Consider the following 21591-nt stretch of genomic DNA (forward strand, 5'->3'; position numbering starts at 1 on the left):
CTGAATGTCAAAAATAACTGAAAGAAATTTAGTGGTTGGATTAGATATTGGAACGTCAAAAATTTCAGTAGCCGTTGGCGAGATCACGCCTGATAACCAGCTCAGTATCGTAGGGGTTGGAAATCAACCTGCGCGTGGCATGGATAAAGGTGGCGTTAATGATTTAAACCTGGTTATTCAGTCCGTTCAGCGCGCTATTAACGAAGCTGAATTAATGGCAGATTGCCATATAACTTCAGTATACCTTGGTATTTCTGGTAAGCATATTAGCTGTCAAAATGAAAACGGTATGGTGCCCATTAATGACAAAGAAGTGATGCAGGATGACGTTGATAACGTTATTCATACCGCGCGCTCAGTACCTATTTCTGCCGAGCGTCGGATGTTACATGTGCTTCCACAAGAATACAGTATTGACTGTCAAGACGGCATTAAAAGCCCAATTGGTATGTCAGGCGTGCGAATGGAAGCAAAAGTTCATATTGTCACTTGTGCCAATGACATGGCAAAAAATATTGTTAAATGTGTGGAACGTTGTGACTTAAAAGCTGACCAACTCATTTTCTCAGCGCTTGCTTCTAGCTATGCCATTTTAACTGATGATGAAAAAGAACTGGGTATTTGTGTTGTAGATATGGGCGCAGGCACCATGGATATCGCTGTATTTACCGGTGGTGCATTACGTCATACCGCGGTCATTCCGGTAGCGGGTAATCAAGTCACTAGCGACATTGCGAAAATATTCCGCACACCGTTAAGTCATGCTGAAGATATTAAAGTGCAATATGCTTGCGCCTTACGTCAAATGGTTAGCATGGAAGAAAATATTGAAGTACCGAGTGTTGGTGGACGCCCAGCACGTTCGATGTCTCGTCACACTTTGGCTGAAGTTGTTGAGCCTAGGTATCAGGAATTATTTGAACTGATCCAAGAAGAATTACGAGAATGTGGATTAGAAGATCAAATTGCTGCGGGTTATGTTTTAACCGGCGGTACCGCAAAAATGGAAGGTGTCGTTGAGTTTGCTGAAGAAGTATTTCAAATGCCAGCTCGTGTAGCGCAACCTTCTGATGTATGTGGATTGAAAGAGTATGTTAACGACCCAACATACTCAACGGTTGTAGGTTTACTGCATTATGGTATGCAGGCTAGTCAGCAACAAAATAAAGAACAAAAGAAAAGCGAGTCAGTTGGAAGTATCGGTTCGAAAATACTGGCTTGGTTTAAAGGCGAATTTTAATTAACGGCATTGGCGGTTAGTTAAAGGTAAAAAAGAGTTTTGGTGGAACAAAACGTAATAAAATCGGAGATAATAATATGTTTGAATTAATGGAAGATCACAACGAAGAAGCAGTCATCAAAGTTATAGGCGTTGGTGGTGGTGGTGGTAATGCGGTAGAACACATGGTTTTACAAACCATCGAAGGTGTTGAATTTATTACCGCGAATACCGATTCACAAGCATTACGTAATTCAGCCGCAAATGTTACTTTGCAGCTGGGTCATGACGTTACAAAAGGTTTAGGCGCTGGCGCTAACCCTGAAATTGGCCGTCGCAGTGCAGAAGAAGATAGAGAAACCATAAAAGAAGCCCTTAAAGGTGCAGATATGGTCTTTATCGCTGCTGGTATGGGCGGAGGCACAGGTACTGGTGCTGCACCTGTCGTGGCAGAAATAGCAAAAGAAATGGGTATTTTAACGGTTGCCGTAGTGACTAAGCCATTCCCATTTGAAGGTAAAAAGCGTATGAATTACGCTGATCAAGGTATTGAGTTTTTATCAAAAAATGTTGATTCACTGATCACCATTCCAAATGAAAAACTATTAAAAGTTTTAGGCCCAGGCACTAGCTTATTAGATGCTTTTAAAGCCGCGAATGATGTTTTATTAGGCGCAGTACAAGGTATTGCGGAGCTAATTACTCGTCCGGGACTGATCAACGTCGATTTCGCTGATGTTAGAACGGTAATGTCTGAAATGGGTACGGCAATGATGGGCTCAGGTACAGCATCTGGTCCAGATCGTGCTGAAGAAGCGGCCGAAGCAGCCATTTCAAGTCCGTTACTTGAAGACGTTGATTTAGCTGGTGCTCGCGGCATATTGGTCAATATTACCGCTGGTATGGATATCAGTATTGATGAGTTTGAAACGGTAGGTAACATGGTTAAAGCCTTTTCTTCTGAAAATGCTACGGTTGTTGTTGGTGCGGTTATTGACCCTGAAATGACAGAAGATCTACGAGTTACGGTGGTCGCAACAGGTATTGGTGCTGATCGAAAGCCAGATATTACGCTAGTTAACCCAACTCCTATTGCAGAGCCGCAAGTTGTTGGTGGTGATTATATCCCTAGTGCACAACCAGAGTTATCTGCTAATCCGGTTACTATGCCGGAAGCGAATGCTCAAGCACAAAAAGTGGCAGCAACAGAGCTTGATGATTATTTAGATATTCCAGCATTTTTGCGTAAACAAGCAGATTAATTCTGCTTATTTAAATTGCGCTCACAAGACTGAAAAAGTTGGAATATTGATTTTGTTAGGCTTTTTTGTTATATTACGTCTCCGCTGAAATCAGTGGCGGCTAATTAATATAAAAATATAGGCTTAAGAAGGCTATTTATGATTAAACAACGTACGTTAAAAGACAGTGTCTCTGCCATTGGTGTAGGGTTACATAAAGGTGAAAAGGTGCAGATCACTCTCCGTCCTGCGCCTGCTAACACCGGTATTATTTTTCGCCGAGTTGATTTAGATCCCGTTGTCGATATTCCCGCGACACCGGAAGCTGTAGGTGAAACTACTTTATGTACATGTTTAGTGAATGAGCAAGGTGTTCAGATTTCCACCGTCGAACATTTGCTTTCTGCTGTTGCAGGTTTAGGCATTGACAACCTTATTGTTGAGGTTGACTCACCTGAAATTCCAATTATGGATGGCAGTGCTTTACCGTTTGTATATTTAATACAATCGGTTGGCATCGAAACATCAAATGTTGCTAAACGCTTTTTACGTATCACTAAAACTATACGTGTTGAAGAAGGCGACAAATGGGCTGAATTAAAGCCTTATGAAGGTTTTCGTGTCAATTTTGCTATTGAATTCGAACATCCTGTTATCGTCAATACTTGCCAAGCGATGAGTATGGACCTTTCCAGTTGTTCATTTATCAAAGAAATCAGTCGTGCACGTACTTTTGGTTTTATGAAAGACATTGAGTTTTTACGCTCGCATAATTTAGCACTGGGTGGCAGTTTAGAAAACGCCATCGTGTTAGACGAATACCGTATGTTGAACAAAGACGACTTGCGCTATGACGACGAATTCGTAAAACATAAAATTTTAGATGCTATTGGCGACTTGTACATGGGTGGCGTTAGTATTTTAGGTGAACTCAATGCCTTTAAATCTGGCCATGCATTAAATAACATATTGCTACGTGAAGTATTTAAGCAAGTAGACTGCTGGGAGTGGGTTACTTATGAAGATACCGCTGAGTCACCGATTCAATACCAAGAGATTAATGCAGCGGCTTTTTAATACCGCTGAATAATCACATTGAAAAATAGAAACCAGCCATGCGCTGGTTTTTTTATTTGAACAATAAGTCGGTAGAATTTTTTAGGTCAAACGTTGTGCCGATAATCTTGAGTCAGGATTTTAACGGATAGAAAACTAGCATTTTAGTCAGGATTATTTCTTCGCGTGGGCCGCCAGCTTTTCAAGCTTTTTACGTAAACTATCGGGTGCTGTTTCAGCTATTTTTAATAAATGCTCGGCAGTCGCGGCTGAAATTGTTGAATTAATGGCGTTAGGTATCACGGTTTTTTCCGGCATTTTATTGCGAAATGGGGTGATCTTAATTTCTACCTGATTAAAGACATTATCAGTTACTTGGGTTAATTCTCGACAAATATTCATTCTTTCGAATTGTAAACGTTGGCTCCAAACCGCCGAATTTACCTCAATTACGATGGCATTAGCCCTGAAATTTGCTATTTTCCAGACATCTGCTGGTAGGTCGGGGCAAATTTGTCGTACAATGTCAGACAATACTGTTAAAGAGTTGGTTTTTGCGGCTATTTGTGCCAAAGTGCCTGACGTTGAATTAAACAGCGCTGACATGTCTGTAGGGATTCTAGATTTTCTTGCCATGAGTCAGCTCTGAACTAAACGATGAATGAATTATGAGTTTAACATTACTATACCGCGGAAAGAACGTTAGATTTTCAATGAAGCTAAATAAGCTACATTGGTTATCTGCTCTGACTGCCTTTGCCTTAATTTCTGGTTTTATTGTCCATTTAATTGCTTCTGCGGATGACGTACCTCAAAACCCGACCTATGGCATGTCAAACCTACCAAGTACCGATGTTCCTAAAGTAGATAGTCAAGTCATTGCTGTCACCATGAAATTGGCAGAATTACAAAGCCAAGTGCTAAGGTTGAATGCCTTAGGTGACCGCTTAGCAGAAGAAGCTAGCATTCCAGATAATGAGTTTAATTTTCAGCAATCACCGCCTAGTGGTGGCCCAATGATCCATAGTAATGATGGTAAGCAAGAAAATTTAGAAGCATTGCTATTGAGTATTACCTCATTGGAACAAACGCTACATCATGAAGAAAAACAATTAAAAATGCTTGAATCTGTCAGTTTTGGGCACCATATAGAAAATACACGGTACTTATCTGGTCGACCAATAACTAAAGGTTGGTTGTCATCGTATTTTGGACTTCGTAAAGACCCTTTTAACGGTAAACCTGCAATGCATAAAGGTGTCGATTTTGCTGGTAGTGAAAATGCTGACATTATTGCGACCGGATCAGGTGTTGTCAGTTGGGCGGGAGATCGCTACGGATATGGTAAATTAATTGAAATTAATCATGGTGATGGTTTAAAAACTCGCTACGGTCATAATAAATTAATATCAGTAGCCGTTGGTGATGTAGTGACCAAAGGTCAGGTTATTGCAAAAATGGGCAGTACAGGACGTTCAACAGGGCCACATGTACATTATGAAATATTACGTAATAACCGCCAAATAGATCCAAAACAATACGTATATCGAAAAGCAAAAGAGTAGCTTTATCACTAATTTCAGTTGTTTAAAATACTACTGCGATTACAATACTAAGCAAGTTTATGTGATCGGTCCCACCGGTCATTTTATTTTCAGCGGAAGATTTTCTTCTCAATATGGTTTAACACGATGTTTGTAAGTTTAATGACAAAACTGTTTGGTAGTCGAAATGATCGATTACTTAAACAAATGCAAAAAGAAGTAAGTAAAATAAATGCACTAGAACCCGTTTTCGAAGCACTCAGTGATGAAGAACTAAAAGCAAAAACACCTGAGTTTAAAGAACGCGTTGAACAAGGAGAAGAGCTTGATGCTATTCTTCCTGAAGCATTTGCCGTAGTACGCGAAGCCAGTAAACGTGTATTTGGTATGCGTCATTTCGACGTGCAAATGATCGGTGGTATGGTACTTAACTCAGGTAAGATTGCCGAAATGCGAACGGGTGAAGGTAAAACACTTACCGCTACATTGCCTGCTTATTTAAACGCATTAACGGGTAAAGGTGTTCATGTTATTACAGTGAACGACTACCTTGCGACTCGTGACGGAAATTGGAGTCGACCTTTATTTGAATTCCTTGGTATGACTGTTGGCTGTAATGTTGCCGGTATGGCACCGAGTGACAAACAAGCGGCCTATAATTCAGATATTACTTACGGTACTAATAACGAATTTGGTTTCGATTATTTACGCGATAACATGGCTTTTTCACCGGAAGAGCGAGCACAAAAACCGTTAAATTTTGCTGTTATTGATGAAGTTGACTCAATATTAATTGATGAAGCGCGTACGCCACTGATTATTTCGGGCCAAGCAGAAGACAGCTCGGAACTCTATCGTAATATCAACCTCGTTGTACCAACACTGGTGCAGCAGGAAGAAGAAGATAAAGAAGGCGAAGAAAGTACCGGCGACTTCACCATTGACGAAAAAGCCAAACAAATTTATTTAACTGAGCTTGGTCAAATTCATATCGAAGAAATCATGATCGAAAGAGGTTTGATGCAGCAAGGAGATTCGCTCTTCTCAGCTGCAAATATTACCTTATTACATCATGTTATGGCCGCTTTGCGCGCACACAAGTTGTTCCAAAAAGACGTAGATTACATCGTAAAAGACGACGAAATTGTTATCGTAGACGAACATACGGGTCGTACGATGGAAGGACGTCGTTGGTCTGAAGGTTTACACCAAGCTGTTGAAGCAAAAGAAGGTGTAAATATTCAAAACGAAAACCAAACACTCGCATCAATTACCTTCCAGAATTTTTTCCGCATTTATAATAAATTGTCAGGAATGACCGGTACTGCCGATACTGAAGCGTTCGAGTTTAATCATATTTACGCTTTAGAAACCGTCGTAATACCAACAAACCAGCCAATGGTGCGTAAAGATTTACCTGATTTAATCTACTTAACGGCTGAAGAGAAGTTTGAAGCGATTTTAGAAGATATTAAAGATTGTGTGGAGCGTGGACAGCCTGTACTTGTTGGTACAATCAGCATTGAAACCTCAGAGTTTTTATCGTCATTTCTAAAGAAAGCAAAAATTAAGCATAAAGTACTTAATGCTAAATTTCACCAGCAAGAAGCCGAGATTGTTGCCGATGCCGGTAAAATTGGCGCAGTAACCATTGCCACTAACATGGCTGGCCGTGGTACCGATATTGTACTTGGTGGTAATCTAAATACGACACTTGAAAAGCTTGATAATCCAAGTGAAGAAAAAATTGCAGAAGTTAAAGCGGCTTGGCAAGAAGAGCACGATAAGGTTTTAGCGGCTGGTGGTTTGCACATTGTAGCCACAGAACGTCATGAGTCTCGTCGTATTGATAACCAGTTACGTGGTCGTTCAGGTCGCCAAGGTGATGCGGGTTCAACACGCTTTTACTTATCAATGGAAGATGGCCTGATGCGAATTTTTGCCTCAGAGCGCATTACCAACATGATGCGTAAACTAGGCATGGAACGTGGCGAAGCCATTGAGCATCCTTGGGTAACTAAGAGTATTGAAAACGCTCAGCGTAAAGTTGAAGGTCGTAACTTTGATATTCGTAAGCAATTACTAGAATTTGACGATGTTTCAAACGATCAACGTAAAGTTATTTACGAGCAACGTAACGAATTAATGGATGAAGCAGATATTGCTGATGTTATTACAGCGATACGTGGAGATGTAGTAAACGGTTTGATCGGCCAACATATTCCACCACAGTCAATGGAAGAAATGTGGGATATAGAAGGCCTAGAAGAACGCCTAAAAGGCGAGCTTACGATTGAATTACCTATCGCGAAATGGTTAGAAGAAGACACTAACTTACACGAAGAAACGTTACGTGAAAAAATTCATAACGAAGTCGATGCAAGTTATGCAGCCAAAGAAGAAATGGTGGGTGCAGATGTTTTACGTCAATTTGAAAAAGCGGTTATGTTACAAAGCTTAGATTCACATTGGAAAGAACACTTAGCGGCGATGGATCATTTACGCCAAGGTATTCATTTGCGCGGTTACGCACAAAAGAACCCGAAACAAGAATTTAAACGTGAATCTTTTGAATTATTCGCTGAATTGCTCGATAACTTAAAATACGACGTTATTGGTATTTTAAGTAAAGTGCAAATTAGAGCTGAGTCTGATGTTGAAGCCGTTGAAGAACAACATAGAAAATCAGATGAAACGCCGAAAGAATTTAAGCATGAGTCTGTTTCTGAACCAGAACAAGCCGCCATGCCAAGAGTTGGCAGAAATGAGCCTTGTCCTTGTGGTTCAGGTAAAAAATACAAACAGTGTCACGGTAAATTAACCTAAACACTTAATGAGTAATCGTTTAAAAATGCCAGTCAATAGACTGGCATTTTTATCTTCAGACCTCCAATATTAAGAAGTAAGGTAAGTTTCTGTAGGTCGGGCTTCAGCCCGTCAGGAGTTAAGCAGCTAAACAGACAGACATTTAGCCTGATGGACTAAAGTCCAACCTACAAGGGCAGTCGCGGAAATAATGCAGCGTTAGGCTGTTTTTTGTAGGTCGGGCTTCAGCCCGTCAGCAGTTAAGCAGCTAAACAGCCATTTAGCTTGATGGACTAAAGTCCAACCTACAAGGGCAGTCGCGGAAATAATGCAGCGTTAGGCTGGTTTTTTGTAGGTCGGGCTTCAGCCCGTCAGCAGCTAAACTGTTAAACAGACAGACATTTAGCTTGATGGACTAAAGTCCAACCTACAAGGGCTGTTGGGGTAATAATGCAGCGTTAGGCTGATTTTTTTGTAGGTCGGGCTTCAGCCCGTCAGCAGCTAAACAGACAGACATTTAGCTTGATGGATTGAAATCCAACCTACAAGGGCAGTCGCGGAAATAATGCAGCGTTAGGCTGGTTTTTTGTAGGTCAGGCTTCAGCCCGTCAGCAGCTAAACAGCTAAACAGCTAAACAGACATTTAGCTTGATGGACTAAAGTCCAACCTACAAGGGCAGTCGCGGAAATAATGCAGCGTTAGGCTGGTTTTTTGTAGGTCGGGCTTCAGCCCGTCAGGAGTTAAGTAGCTAAACAGACAGCTATTTAGCTTGATGGACTAAAGTCTGAGGAATCCCCACAAGTTTAAGAAGTAAGCGCTTGATATCTGGTAAAATGTTAATCACCACAAAAAACAAATATACCAAATACAAGCGCTATGCCTTCATTATCAGACTTATTCACCTTTGATTCAAACACTTTAGATCCTAGAATTACAAAATCTCTTTTTACTGCTGCTGATAGTCTCATCAATGGTGCGGCATTGACCTTAACCTCGATGGGAAGACACGCTGCTAGCTTGCAGGGTAAATCAGAAAAACACGCGATAAAACGTATCGATAGACTGCTTGGGAGTCAGCCTTTATATCAGAATAGGCAGTCATTTTACCAGGACATTGCACGGCTGTTTATTACGACACCCCACCCACTTATTCATGTGGACTGGTCCACCGTCTACAACTATAACTTCGTCATGCTCAGAGCCGCCATTTCTATTGGAGGACGTGCAGTTACGATCTATGAGGAAGTTCATCCTGAAAGTAAACACACGAACCACCAAGTACACTTGAACTTCATTGCTAATTTAAAAAAGATATTACCTGAAGATATTCAGCCTATTATATGCACGGATGCGGGCTTTAAAATCCCGTGGTTTAAAGCGATCGAGGCTCAGCAATGGTACTGGCTTGCAAGGACAAGAGGCACTGTAAAATGCCAACGTCAAGGTGAAAGCGATTGGCATTATGTGAGCAAATGTCACCATCTTGCGCTCTCTATAGCAAGTGAGCTCAAAGGCGTAATCTTATCAAAGGCTCATCAATTTGTTTGTCGTGGTGTCTTATTCAAAGGACGAAAGATGTATCGCCATAAGCTTAATCGAAAGGGCGTAACCACAAAATGTAAAACCAATATAAAGAGTTCAAAGTCAGCTAAAGAGCCTTGGTTCTTAGTATCTAATTTACCTAGAAATACATTTAAACCGCAGCATTTAGTGAATATGTATAAACGAAGAATGGCCATTGAAGAATCCTTTAGAGACTGTAAAAATGAATACTATGGCTTAGGCTTGTCTCGTAGTTTAAGCCGTTCAGTAGAAAGGCTGCAGGTTATTTTACTGTTAAGTATGATGGTTCAATTTTATCTATATTGTGTAGGCAAGGCAGCGGAATCAGCAGGCTATCATCGGCAATTCCAAGCAAACTCGGTGAAAACTAAGCGTGTGCTATCTTATGGGTATTTAGCGCTAAGGATCCTACAACATAAGCGGTATTATATATCGGATAAGATGATAATCAGTGCAATGAAGGCACTGATTCATGAAAGTTTATATTGAGAAACTTGTGGGGATCTCTCAGACTAAAGTCCAACCTACAAGGGCTGTTGGGGTAATAATGCAGCGTTAGGCTGGTTTTTTGTAGGTCGGGCTTCAGCCCGTCAGCAGTTAAGCAGCTAAACAGACAGGCATTTAGCTTGATGGACTAAAGTCCAACCTACAAGGGCTGTTGGGGTAATATTGCAGCGTTAGGCGGATTTTTTTGTAGGTCGGGCTTCAGCCCGTCAGCAGTTAAGCAGCTAAACAGACAGACATTTAGCTTGATGGACTAAAGTCCAACCTACAAGGGAAGTCGCGGAAATAATGCAGCGCTAGGCTGGTTTTTTTGTAGGTCGGGCTTCAGCCCGTCAAGCGCTAAGCAGGCGATTAACGTGATTGAACAACAATCATTTTTACTGGGTATAATCTTTTAAATAGTTTTTTTAGGATAAATAATGACAAAAATTGTGCATGTGGCTGTTGGTGTGATCAAACAGGAAGATAAATTTTTTCTCACTAAGCGTTTAGCCGCTAGTCATCAAGGCGGTAAATGGGAATTTCCGGGTGGCAAAGTGGAAGAAAATGAAACGGTACATCAAGCGCTGCATAGAGAGCTAAAAGAAGAAGTTGCAATAGAAACCCTGACTTGTACGTCATTAATGCAAATTAGCCATGATTACGGCGATAAAAAGGTGTTATTAGACGTGTTTGTTGTTGATAACTTTACCGGTGAGGCAAAAGCCTTAGAAGGGCAACAGTCAGGCTGGTTTACCTTAGCGGAGTTTAGCGGGTTAAATTTTCCTGCAGCGAATCAAGCCATTATTGATCAGCTGCAAAAAAATTATCAGTAATCTATCAGTAATAATATTTCGATTGTTCAGTATAACTAGATCTTTAATTAAACCCTTAATTAAACCCTTAATTAAACCCTTAACTAAACCCAGTAACAATTATGCTAATACTGAATCATACATTTTATAGCGCCAACCGTTACTCTACTCAGGTTCGACAAAGAACTTATTATGCTGCAAAAATTCGGCTTCCAAAGCGTCTAGCATTTCTTCATTTAAGTCGACAGCACCTTGCACTGGCTGACTAATTTTATGGTTTTCGTCAGCCCAATCACCAATATCAATTAACTGGCAACGTTTACTACAAAATGGGCGATATTGACTCTCTTCTTGCCAAATCACTTCTTTTTTACAAGTGGGACAAGCTACTTTTAAGGTCATAGGAATGATTATCCGTTAGGTATTTCTAGCAATAAAATTATAACGCTATTATAAGAAAAATTTGATTAAAAGACAAAAATAAAGCGGTAAACGATGAGTTTTAAGCGGTCAGCTAAAACACACGTTATAAGCGAGTTGGTTATAACGAAAAGCCGACTGCTTAAAACGTAAAACTATATTTAATTATTTACATCGGGCCAACTGGAAGGTTGTTGCTTGTTTAGAATATTTTCGACCGGTTTCGCTGCAAGGCATCATAAAACGAATAGAGTAACGAAAACGATTACCGCTAATGGTTGGATAAAAAGGTAAATTATTAGCCACTTTAATGCGGATTAAAATTAAGCCCTCACCATTATCTTGGTAAAAACCACTGTCGGTGACTATTTCTTCAAAGGCAGCGCGTTGACGTAAAAATTTCAAGTTGAGTGCTAGCGCGGCATTAATTTGAGCTAATAGCGATAACCAATAGCGGCATTGCGCTTCAACTTCAGTGCTTGCTTGGTTTAACCAAAATTGTAGTTGTGGCAGGTCAAAGTGGGAACTCCCCCCTTGAATGGCAAAACGTTGTTTTAAACCGGTCAAAAATTTGTCAGCTTTTAACTGCAGCCACTGTGCACTAGGCACTTTTAGCTGGCTAGACAGCCCAACTGTTTTAGTTAAATTTTCTTCAAGAACAGCACTGTCAATATCTGGGTTTTGTGACCAAATTACTAAGTTTTGTTCTAATTTTTCTAGGTCTTTAATCAAGTCTCCCCGAATATCATTACGCTCTAAGGTGTCAAGAATGGCAAATAAGGCATTAAAAAATACACTATGACTTGTGACAATATTATAGTGTAAACAATCTGACGCTTGAGCAAATAATTGTTCAAGTTTTAAATAGTTACGAATGCGCTCATTAAGCGGATGTTCATACAATATTGCGGTCATTATTTAAAAACTTTATTTGGAGATTAGCGAGCCATGGCCTAATAGTAACCATAGCTGGACGAAATGGCGAATTATTTAGGGAAAATAGGCGTTTATAAAGGGGTAAGGGCTAGAAATTGGTATTTTTTATCTAAATCTATTACTTGTTGGCGAATGTCTTCTAAACTCGTATCTTGATTGTTGATAACATCATCAGCAAAGCTAAGGCGCTGTTCACTTGGCATTTGGCTGGCAATTATGCGTTTAATTTCGGCTACAGAACTTGGATCGCGGGCAGCCGTGCGAGCAATTTGGTTTGCTTCGTCAACATTAACCACTAAAACACGGTTAACTAACTTATGTAAATTATTTTCCAACAGCAATGGAGCGACTAATAAACAGTAGCTGCTATTGGCTTGCGCTATTTGCGCTAATATTTCTTGTCGAATTAATGGGTGTAATAAACTATTCAACCAAGCTTTATCTTCAGGCTCACTAAAAATACGGCTGCGAAGTTTAGCTCTATTGAGTTGGCCATTATGATCAATAAAGTCAGCACCAAAGTGTGCTTTAATCGCAACTAGTGCTTTACTGCCTGGCTCTACAACTATACGGGCCGCAATATCAGCATCAATAATGTCAATGTTTAACTCGGCAAAGAAGTCGCTTACCGTAGTTTTTCCACTACCAATACCACCGGTTAAACCAACGATAAATGTAGACATATGTAAGCCTTTTTTAGTTTTAAGTTTTAAGCTGTCAGCTGTCAGTTTTACCAAGCTTACTGGGAGCTATTGTTTTACTGAAAGCTTCTTTGACTGACAGCTTAAAGCTTGTTTTAGCTGTCACCTGTCAGTTTTCCAAGCTAATGGGAGCTATTGTTTTACTGAAAGATTTTTTGACTGACATCTTAAAGCTTGATTTAATTTTTTAAGTTAACGAACTTAAATACCAAGACCAAATTCCGTTACCCCAAAGCAGGGTTATCCAACCTGCAATAGCTAAATATGGGCCAAAAGGAATGGCTTGTTCACGCTGATGGTTCTTAAAGACCATTAAACTAATGCCAATAATCGCGCCAACGGCTGATGCCATTAAAATTAATAACGGCAGTAACTGCCAACCCAACCAGGCACCAAATAGCGCAACTAACTTAAAGTCGCCATGGCCCATACCGTCTTTACCGGTAATTAATTTAAACAGCCAAAATATACTGAACAAGCTCATGTAACCGGCAACAGCGCCAATAACTGCGTCGCTTAACGGTACAATGGCAGCATTAATATTCACCAAAAGCCCTAACCATATTAATGGCAGCGTTATTTGGTCAGGCAATAACATATGGTCTACATCAATTAAGGTTAAAGCAATTAAACCCCAAGTTAGCACTAATAGCATAAGCGTAGTGAAGGTAACGCCGTAATGGGCCGCGATCACCACACTTAATAACGCGGTTGCTAACTCAACTAATGGGTAGCGTAGTGATATTTTTGCCTGACATTGGCTACATTTCCCGCGTAAAAACAACCAACTTATTAGCGGTATGTTTTCATAGAAACGAATTTTATGTTGGCATGACGGGCAGCTAGAACTTGGCGTTGAAAGGGTGATCAGGCTATCGTCAGTTTGTATGGGTTTTGCTAACTCATCAGCTAAAAATTCACGGCATTCACTTTTCCAGCCTTGCTCTAACATTTTAGGTAAGCGATAAATAACTACGTTTAAAAAGCTACCAATCAGTAGCGAAAAAATAAACACTATGCTGTAGAAATAGGTGGGGGAGTGTGTCATTAAGGTGATTAAGTCGGTCAAAAGGTCTACCTTGTTATATAGCCGTTGTTAGAAGTTAGCGTTAAGTTATTAGCTTTCAGCTTTCAGTTAGAGGGACATCACTGAAAGCTGTAGTTATTAAACCACCATACCTATTTGGAATATTGGTAAATACATGGCGATGATCAAGCCACCAATAACCACGCCTAATACCGCCATTATCATTGGCTCTAACAGGGTAGTTAAGTTATCTACGGCGTTATCTACTTCTTGCTCATAGACAGTCGCTACTTTGGCGAGCATATCGTCAACCGCGCCAGACTCTTCACCAATAGCCACCATTTGAATCACCATATCGGGGAAAATAGCACAGTTTCTCATGGCTAAATTCATTTGCATACCAGAGGTTACTTCAGCGCGTATTTCTAAAATAGCATCACGAAAAACTGCATTGCCTGAAGCACCTGCGGCTGACTCTAGAGCATCAGGCAACGGCACACCAGCAGCAAACGTTGTTGAAAGTGTTCTGGCATAACGGGCAACCGCCGCTTTTTTTAATACATCACCAACAACAGGTACTTTTAATATTTTTTTATCAACACTGTCACGAAAGTTCTGGCTATTGGCATGCGCTTTTTTGAAAAGGTAAAAACTGAGGAATATACCAGCTAAGCCAAAATACCAATAAGCTTGCATAAAATCAGATATGGCTAACACTAATAACGTAAAACCTGGGAGCTCGGCGCCAAAGCTATCAAAAATATCTTTAAATACGGGTACTACAAATATTAATAAGACGGAGGTAACAATTAAGGCGATAACTAACACAGAAATAGGATAGGTCATGGCTTTTTTTATTTTTGCTTTCAATACTTCGGCTTTTTCTTTATAGACAGCAATACGATCATATATGGTTTCTAATGAACCAGATTGCTCACCAGAGTTAACCAAGTCGCAATATAAATCATCAAAATATTTAGGGTGTTCACGCAAGCATTCAGAAAGCGGGATACCCGATTGCAGTTTGTTGCCAATAGTGCCAAGTAATTTCTGCATATTGGCATTGTTGTGGCCAGCGCCGATCATTTCAATGGTTTGCACTAAAGGTACACCTGCGCCTAGCATAGTGGCAATTTGGCGAGTAAGTACCGCGATATCAACCGGAAGAATTTTTTTATCGCCGCTCATGCCAAATAAAGGTTTAGCTTTTTTACTGATTTTACCTGGGGTGATACCTTGCTTACGCAGTTGGGCTTTTAGCTCCAACATACTGGTGGCATTAAGCTCACCACTTATTTTTTTACCTTTACGGTTCAGCCCTTGCCATTTATAAACATCAAGCGCTTTAACTTTACTTTTCTTGTCTTTTACTTTTGTTGTTGAAGAAACAGCCATTCGCTTAACCTAAATTTTTATTATGAGTATAAATTAGCAAGAACACGTTCAAAAAATTTTATATTGAAAGCATCTTCTTGCACTGTTAGCTTACAACTCTTAGCATATAACTTACTGCACGTATCTGACAACCGATAGTAGACCGCTTAAAACTATTTACTAAGAATTAGTTACCCGGTTAACTTCTTCTAAACTGGTTACGCCTAATGCGGCTTTTTCTAAGCCAGACTGGCGTAAATTATTATAACCTTCGCGTTGGCATTGTGCGGCAATATCTAACGAGTTTGAGCCCGTCATAATTAAGTTTGCGGTAACATCACTAATTTTTATGACTTCGTAGATACCGACACGGCCTTTATAACCGCCGGTACAAAAATCGCACCCGACAGGTTTAAATAATTTAATATTTTCTAGTTGTGCAGGTAAAAAACCTTGGGCAATGAGTTCGGCTTCAGGTATGTGTTCTTCTTCTCGACACTGAACACATAAGCGCCTTGCTAATCGCTGGGCGATAATAATAGTCACCGAGCTGGCAACGTTGTATGACGGCACGCCCATATTTAATAAACGGGTTAGTGTTTCGGCTGCCGAGTTGGTATGTAATGTTGATAACACTAAATGACCGGTTTGCGCGGCTTTAATGGCAATTTCTGCGGTTTCTAAATCACGAATCTCACCTACCATAACAATATCGGGATCTTGTCGGAGGAATGAGCGTAATGCGCCTGGGAAGGTTAAACCTGCACGAACATTTATTTGTACTTGGTTAATTCCATCGAGATTAATTTCAACCGGATCTTCCGCGGTTGAAATATTACGCTCTTCGGTATTTAAAATATTAAGCCCGGTATAAAGTGACACGGTTTTACCTGAACCCGTTGGGCCGGTAACTAAAATCATCCCTTGTGGTTGTGCTAGAGCGTCCATGTATATTTTCTTTTGCTCTGGCGCATAGCCCAGCATATCAATACCTAGCATGGCACTAGACGAGTCAAGAATACGCATTACTATTTTTTCGCCCCACATGGTGGGCAGGGTACTAACACGAAAATCAATCGACTTCTTTTTCGATAAGGCTAATTTAATTCGGCCATCTTGTGGAACACGGCGTTCAGCAATGTCTAACTTCGACATGACTTTTAAACGTGCCGCCATGCGCGAGGCTAACGCTACGGGCGGTTTAGCTACTTCGTTTAATATACCGTCAATACGAAAACGAATACGATAAGACTTCTCGTAAGGTTCAAAGTGTAAATCAGACGCGCCTTTGCGAATGGCGTCGAGTAATATTTTATTAATATAAACAACGATTGGGGCGTCTTCTTTATCACCGCCAGCGCCAATATTATCTTCTTCTTTGCGTTCTTCTTGAACATCAATACCTGATAATTCCTCCGCGTCCATATCGGAAATATCAAGGGCATCGCTGTCTTGTTCTAATATTTTTTCAATACAGGCAGCTAACGCGGTTTCGTTGGCAATAACCAATTCGGTAGAGTAACCGGTATTAAACTGAACTTCTTCAAGGGCATCAAGATTAGTCGGGTCTGACATAGCAACGAATAAGACTTTGCCACGTAAATATAACGGCAAGGCTTGGTGTTTACGGATCAGTTTTTCGTTACGGACACCTTCAGGTACCAAGCTAGTATCAAAATTAGTTAAATCAATTAGCGGACAGCCAAAACTACGACACAGCGTGCTGGCAATGTCGTCGGCATTAATGCTTTTATCTTCAACTAAAAACCGTATAAAAGGTTTGTTTTGTTGAATAAAATCAGCACTAATTTTTTCCGCTATATCGCTAGGTACAACATTATGTTTAGTTAACGCAGAAAGTAGGCTTGATTGTTGGTGAAGTCCCTTCATAGTTCTCTTAATAAAGTTGATTAATAACCGTGAGTTAAAGTGTAACTTATTTTGTAATTGAATAACAAAATAATGTTAAATGCTAGATAATAAAAAAGCTCCTACGTGGAGCTTTTTTTAATTTGTACAAAAAGGTGTTAAAAATTAACAAACACCAGTAGCTATACACGTACCTGTTTGTGCCCAATTTAATGAGTTGTTAGCTGCAGTAGGGGTAAGAATATATGTTGATGCATCTGTATCTGAACCAGTACCAGTAATTACTGCAGTTCCTGCTGTTATTTCTACGGAAGCAACTTCAGAACCTGCTTCAGCACCTGCTTTTACAGCACCAATTTTCGCGTAAGTATCACAGTTAGCTAAAGTATAATCCCCTCGGGTTTGAAAACAAGTTTCAATTGCCGCTTTAACTGAACCTACGGCTAGTGGGATTTCAGAATAACGTGCTTTTTCTGTATAAGTATTATAAGCCGGTAATGCAACAGCAGCTAAAATACCGATAATCGCAACAACGATCATTAATTCAATCAGGGTGAAACCTTGAGCTTTTTTCATTGTGTTTAGTTTTTTCATCGTTATAAATTCCATTCATTATTACGGGGGCTGCATTGATATTGCGACAAAATTTGCTAAATGTAAAACTTTGTGTGCATTTATTTTTAGTTTATTGCGATTTATCGCTGTTTTTACGCTTTAATTGCTAAATATCATGTGATTTTAAAAGTTAAACATGGATATTAGATTGATAAGTATCAAGTTTAAAGTTTTTAGTTCTAAGCTGTCAGCTGTCAGTAAAAGAAAAAACAAGCTACTAACTATAGAGATTGTTGTTTTAACTGAAAGCTTCGAACTGACAGTTTAGGGCTAGTTTTTAGCTCTCAGCTGTCAGCGATCAGTAAGAGAAAAAGCAGCTACTATAGATATTGTTGTTTTAACTGACAGCTTCGCACTGAAAGCTTAGGGCTAGTTTTTAGCTCTCAGCTGTCAGCGATCAGTAAGAGAAAAAACAGCTACTGATAGATATTGTTGTTTTAACTGACAGCTTCGAACTGAAAGCTTGAAACTGACAGCTAATTTTTAAACAAAGCGCATGGACAGATCAACCGCTTGGACATGTTTGGTCAACGCACCTACAGAAATAAAGTCTACGCCGGATTTGGCATAATCTTTTAGTGTGCTTAAGGTCATATTGCCTGAAACTTCTAACTTGGTATTACCGGCTGATATTTCGGCGGTTAGCTTAACCGCTTGCTCGATCATTTCAGTGCTAAAGTTATCTAGCATAATAATGTCAGCACCTGCGTTTAGTGCTTGGGTTAACTCTTCTATGTTTTCTACTTCTACTTCGACGGTTTTATCACTATGGTTAATGCGGGCTGTGCTAATGGCTTTGCTAATACCACCACATGCGGCAATGTGATTTTCTTTAATTAAAAAGGCGTCGAATAAGCCAATTCTATGATTTACACCGCCACCGCAAGTTACCGCGTATTTTTGCGCGCTGCGCAGGCCCGGTAGGGTTTTACGGGTATCAAGTAATTTGGTGGTGGTGCCTGCAAGGTGTTTAACGTATGAGCTAGTGACGGTTGCGGTACCTGAAAGGCTTTGTAAAAAGTTTAAAGCGGTACGCTCGCCGGTTAACAAAATGCGTGCATTACCCGATAACTCGAATAACGTGGTATTGGCGGTTACGTGTTGACCGTCGTTAACAAACCAAGTGATTTTGGTTTCGGTGTTATAAATGTTATCAAGCTGTTTAAACACTTCATTTACCCAAGCAACACCACAAATAACACATTCGTCACGACTGATAATGTTTGCTACCGCTTGGTTTTGTGCCGGAATAAGTTCGGCGGTAATGTCACTGCTGGTGGCAAGTTCGTTATAGGTATTTACGCCTAAGTCTTCACATAATGCCCAAGTAACGGTTTTGGTGATGTCGTTTAATAATGATGCTGGTAACATTTAAAGCTGCTCTCGTAAAATTAGTTGTTTTCCGGTTTGGCTAAATTCTACTCTTTTTAGGGCGCTCATGCCCAACAGAATTTCATCGGCAGCCATACTAGGGTTAATATTTGCCGCGACATTATACAGGTAGATATTGCCAATGCGTAGCTCATTTATTTGTGTTTGATAGACAGTAATTGTGCCATTTGCGGTTTGCACGCGCATTTGTCCTTGTGCTTGTAAGGATAAATTTTCTGCTATATGTGCTGGAATAGACACGTGTGTAGCACCGGTATCGAGTAAAAAGGTGACTTGTGTGCCATTAATCGCGCCATTAGTCACATAATGCCCTTGCCGGTTTTGCTGCAACATAACTTCTGCTTTGCCGTTGGCTTGTAATGAAAGTTTAGGGTCTTGATTTGGATTATATTGCTCGTCGAGTAAATCTTGAAAAACAAACACTAGTAAAGCGATGCCGATAATCCAAGCTATCCAGACAAAACCTTTACCAAAACTTGCTGAAGTGTCATTTTTAGTCATATATGTCCAACTGTTAGATTAATCTGTTTGATTTACCCCATTCTACGAAGCTGAATTTTGCAGTGCTTCGGGGATAATATCTTGTTCTATTGATAACTTTACTATGTAATAGTGCTTTGATAAACAACCTGTGAATTATTGTATGTCATTTCTGCAAGATGGCCGAAAAAGTAACACTGCGCTAGTGCTTGAAAATGGTTGGTTGTGTGCCGCTGAAATTCAACAATCTAGCCACTGTGAGCCAAGAGCGATAGATGAAGCGGTTAGTTTGTTGGTTGTGCATAATATTTCATTACCGCCGGGGCAATTTGGTGGCAGCCACATAACTGATTTTTTTCTCGGTAACTTAGACCCGACTATTGATCCCTACTTCGAAAGCATATATCGCATGCGTGTTTCAGCCCATTGTTTAATTCAGCGTACCGGTCATATTGTGCAATATGTTTCTTTTAATGATAAAGCATGGCACGCCGGTGTTTCGTCTTATCAAGGCCGAGAAAAGTGTAATGACTTTTCAATTGGTATTGAGCTGGAAGGAACAGATGATATTCCCTATACTAAAGAGCAATATCAGCAGCTTAGTGCTTTGAGCCAAGCTTTAATAGGGACTTATCCTGAGCTGAAACGTAACATTGTTGGGCATTGTGATATTGCACCGGGGCGAAAAACTGATCCTGGAGACGCGTTTGATTGGCAACACTTTCGGGGGTTGTTGGAGAAGTGATAGCTTTCAGTTTTAAGCGGTTAGCTGTCAGTTAAAAGACAGTAAAAGACAGGAAAAAACAGTTATAAGCTGACAGCTGTCAGTAAAAGGTAGGGCAAAAAGGTCAGCAGTCAGCTGTTAGTAAAACAAATAGAATAATAGTGGTGGGTTGGCGGTAAGTGAAAGTCGACAACTTTATACTTGAAACTTAATAAATGGATAATTAAACATGAGCTTGATTAGTTTGTTAATTGCACTGGTTGCTGAGCGCTACTTGTCTTCTAGTGCTTGGCAATTCGATACATTATACCAACGTTATTTGGCGGTAATTAAGAAAACTAAGGTGCTGGCGGACTATAAAAATTCTGCCATATTGAGTTATGCGGTTATTTTTGTTCCGGTAGTGGGGTGTTATTTTTTATTAGCACAAATTGATAACGCTTTATTGTATTTAATTGCCTCAACATTAATCCTTATTGTATGTTTTGGTTGTATGAAAACCCGCGAAAGTTATAAAAACTATTTAGTTTCAGCTTTTAAAGGTGAATTAACTACTTGTGAATTGCACCACTTGCAATTACAGCAAGATAAAAATATTTCTAATATGGGATTCGGCCAAACTATGGTTTGGTTAAATTATCGCTACTTTATCGCGGTTATGCTGTTTTTTGTGTTATTTGGTCCTGCAGGAGCATTATTTTATCGGTTATTAACCAAGGTAAATGAATGTACTAACAAACCAGAAGCTGCAACAGATGAACAGGGCGATAGCTCAGAGCAAAACAGCCAAAACAGCGATGAAACTTGTCAAGCCAGCCAGCAATTATTATTTTGGGTTGATTGGTTGCCAGTAAGGTTAGTGGCTTTTGGTTATATGTTTGTTGGCCATTTTTCGAAAGCGCTGCCGGTTTGGATCGAAAACTTATTTGAATTTGAAAAAGCGCCGAGTAAAGTATTGATAGCCGTTGCGCAAATGTCTGAAGACTTTATGGTTGATGCCGATGACTGCACTGCTGAACCTTGCTTGTTAGTTAAGTTAGCCAAGCGAACCCTGTTACTGTTTTTAGCCGTAATATCTGTTCTGACCTTGACCGGTATTATTACTTAGTTAAGAGAAGTACTAAGCTATCAGTACTAAGCTATCAGTAACCAAGTAAAGCCAACCTCCGCTTTGCTTGGTATTTAGCTTCTTAGTCTACATACTGACAGCTTAAAACTGACAGCTAATAACTAATCCCGCCCCCTTTAATCAAAGCTCCCTGCTCTAGTCTTAAAACTGACAGCTTAAAACTGACAGCTAATAACTAATCCCAACCTCTTTAATCA

Annotated in this window: 19 protein-coding genes; 9 read left to right on the forward strand and 10 right to left on the reverse strand. The window is 40.0% G+C overall.

Translation table 11 applies throughout. The features are described 5' to 3' along the window. Positions 1 to 4 precede the first annotated feature (4 nt). From ftsA to lpxC, 3 genes are all read left to right on the forward strand, one after another. On the forward strand, positions 5 to 1240 hold the full coding sequence (gene ftsA / locus B5D82_RS00415; RefSeq protein WP_081148318.1) for a cell division protein FtsA: 1236 nt from the start codon (positions 5 to 7) through the stop codon (positions 1238 to 1240). A 77-nt stretch (positions 1241 to 1317) separates the two neighbouring features. Then, entirely contained in the window at positions 1318 to 2481 is a 1164-nt protein-coding gene (gene ftsZ, locus B5D82_RS00420; RefSeq protein ID WP_081148320.1) for a cell division protein FtsZ, read from the forward strand. 138 nt (positions 2482 to 2619) lie between these two features. Then, complete coding sequence (gene lpxC / locus B5D82_RS00425; protein WP_081148322.1) at positions 2620 to 3537, forward strand: UDP-3-O-acyl-N-acetylglucosamine deacetylase; 918 nt, start codon at positions 2620 to 2622, stop codon at positions 3535 to 3537. 153 nt (positions 3538 to 3690) lie between these two features. On the opposite strand, the gene B5D82_RS00430 is transcribed toward lpxC, so the two are convergent. After that, positions 3691 to 4152 carry a DUF721 domain-containing protein gene (locus B5D82_RS00430; protein ID WP_081148324.1) on the reverse strand — a complete coding sequence of 154 codons (462 nt, stop codon included), beginning with the start codon at positions 4150 to 4152 and terminating at the stop codon, positions 3691 to 3693. Between the two features lie 32 nt (positions 4153 to 4184). Between B5D82_RS00430 and B5D82_RS00435 the strand changes: the two genes are divergently transcribed. The 4 genes from B5D82_RS00435 to mutT all read left to right on the forward strand — a co-directional run bounded on the left by B5D82_RS00435 (position 4185) and on the right by mutT (position 10748). Next, positions 4185 to 5081: a M23 family metallopeptidase gene (locus B5D82_RS00435; RefSeq protein WP_081148326.1), complete on the forward strand. Its 897-nt coding sequence runs from the start codon at positions 4185 to 4187 to the stop codon at positions 5079 to 5081. 126 nt (positions 5082 to 5207) lie between these two features. Next, the gene (gene secA / locus B5D82_RS00440; protein ID WP_081148328.1) at positions 5208 to 7886 is read left to right on the forward strand and encodes a preprotein translocase subunit SecA; all 2679 of its coding nucleotides are present in this window, start codon (positions 5208 to 5210) and stop codon (positions 7884 to 7886) included. An 856-nt stretch (positions 7887 to 8742) separates the two neighbouring features. Further along, a complete protein-coding gene (locus B5D82_RS00445; RefSeq protein WP_081148330.1) occupies positions 8743 to 9918 on the forward strand; it encodes an IS4 family transposase in 1176 nt (391 codons plus the stop codon). Between the two features lie 434 nt (positions 9919 to 10352). Beyond that, positions 10353 to 10748, forward strand: coding sequence for an 8-oxo-dGTP diphosphatase MutT (mutT, locus tag B5D82_RS00450; protein WP_081148332.1), 396 nt, complete (start codon positions 10353 to 10355; stop codon positions 10746 to 10748). Between the two features lie 144 nt (positions 10749 to 10892). Here the strand turns inward: mutT and yacG are convergent, their stop codons facing one another. From yacG to B5D82_RS00495, 9 genes are all read right to left on the reverse strand, one after another. After that, entirely contained in the window at positions 10893 to 11129 is a 237-nt protein-coding gene (yacG, locus tag B5D82_RS00455; RefSeq protein WP_081148334.1) for a DNA gyrase inhibitor YacG, read from the reverse strand. Positions 11130 to 11312: 183 nt separating this feature from the next. Next, a complete protein-coding gene (gene zapD, locus B5D82_RS00460; RefSeq protein ID WP_081148336.1) occupies positions 11313 to 12062 on the reverse strand; it encodes a cell division protein ZapD in 750 nt (249 codons plus the stop codon). 92 nt (positions 12063 to 12154) lie between these two features. Next, on the reverse strand, positions 12155 to 12766 hold the full coding sequence (gene coaE / locus B5D82_RS00465) for a dephospho-CoA kinase (protein ID WP_081154211.1): 612 nt from the start codon (positions 12764 to 12766) through the stop codon (positions 12155 to 12157). 205 nt (positions 12767 to 12971) lie between these two features. Further along, on the reverse strand, positions 12972 to 13853 hold the full coding sequence (locus B5D82_RS00470; RefSeq protein WP_425429871.1) for a prepilin peptidase: 882 nt from the start codon (positions 13851 to 13853) through the stop codon (positions 12972 to 12974). A gap of 96 nt (positions 13854 to 13949) precedes the next feature. Continuing rightward, a complete protein-coding gene (locus B5D82_RS00475; RefSeq protein ID WP_081148338.1) occupies positions 13950 to 15206 on the reverse strand; it encodes a type II secretion system F family protein in 1257 nt (418 codons plus the stop codon). Between the two features lie 159 nt (positions 15207 to 15365). Further along, on the reverse strand, positions 15366 to 17075 hold the full coding sequence (pilB, locus tag B5D82_RS00480; RefSeq protein WP_081148340.1) for a type IV-A pilus assembly ATPase PilB: 1710 nt from the start codon (positions 17073 to 17075) through the stop codon (positions 15366 to 15368). A gap of 144 nt (positions 17076 to 17219) precedes the next feature. Then, entirely contained in the window at positions 17220 to 17648 is a 429-nt protein-coding gene (locus B5D82_RS00485) for a pilin (protein WP_281255936.1), read from the reverse strand. A 504-nt stretch (positions 17649 to 18152) separates the two neighbouring features. Then, positions 18153 to 19040 carry a carboxylating nicotinate-nucleotide diphosphorylase gene (gene nadC, locus B5D82_RS00490; RefSeq protein ID WP_081148342.1) on the reverse strand — a complete coding sequence of 296 codons (888 nt, stop codon included), beginning with the start codon at positions 19038 to 19040 and terminating at the stop codon, positions 18153 to 18155. Beyond that, entirely contained in the window at positions 19041 to 19562 is a 522-nt protein-coding gene (locus tag B5D82_RS00495) for a retropepsin-like aspartic protease family protein (RefSeq protein WP_081148344.1), read from the reverse strand. Between the two features lie 142 nt (positions 19563 to 19704). Here B5D82_RS00495 and ampD point away from each other — a divergent pair, with 142 nt between their 5' ends. Both ampD and ampE read left to right on the forward strand, forming a co-directional pair. Then, positions 19705 to 20286 carry a 1,6-anhydro-N-acetylmuramyl-L-alanine amidase AmpD gene (gene ampD, locus B5D82_RS00500; protein ID WP_081148346.1) on the forward strand — a complete coding sequence of 194 codons (582 nt, stop codon included), beginning with the start codon at positions 19705 to 19707 and terminating at the stop codon, positions 20284 to 20286. 208 nt (positions 20287 to 20494) lie between these two features. Further along, positions 20495 to 21373: a beta-lactamase regulator AmpE gene (gene ampE, locus B5D82_RS00505; protein WP_081148348.1), complete on the forward strand. Its 879-nt coding sequence runs from the start codon at positions 20495 to 20497 to the stop codon at positions 21371 to 21373. Positions 21374 to 21591: the final 218 nt, after the last annotated feature.

Origin of the sequence: Cognaticolwellia beringensis (assembly GCF_002076895.1) — a bacterium.
In the GTDB taxonomy this organism is placed as follows: Bacteria; Pseudomonadota; Gammaproteobacteria; order Enterobacterales; family Alteromonadaceae; genus Cognaticolwellia; species Cognaticolwellia beringensis.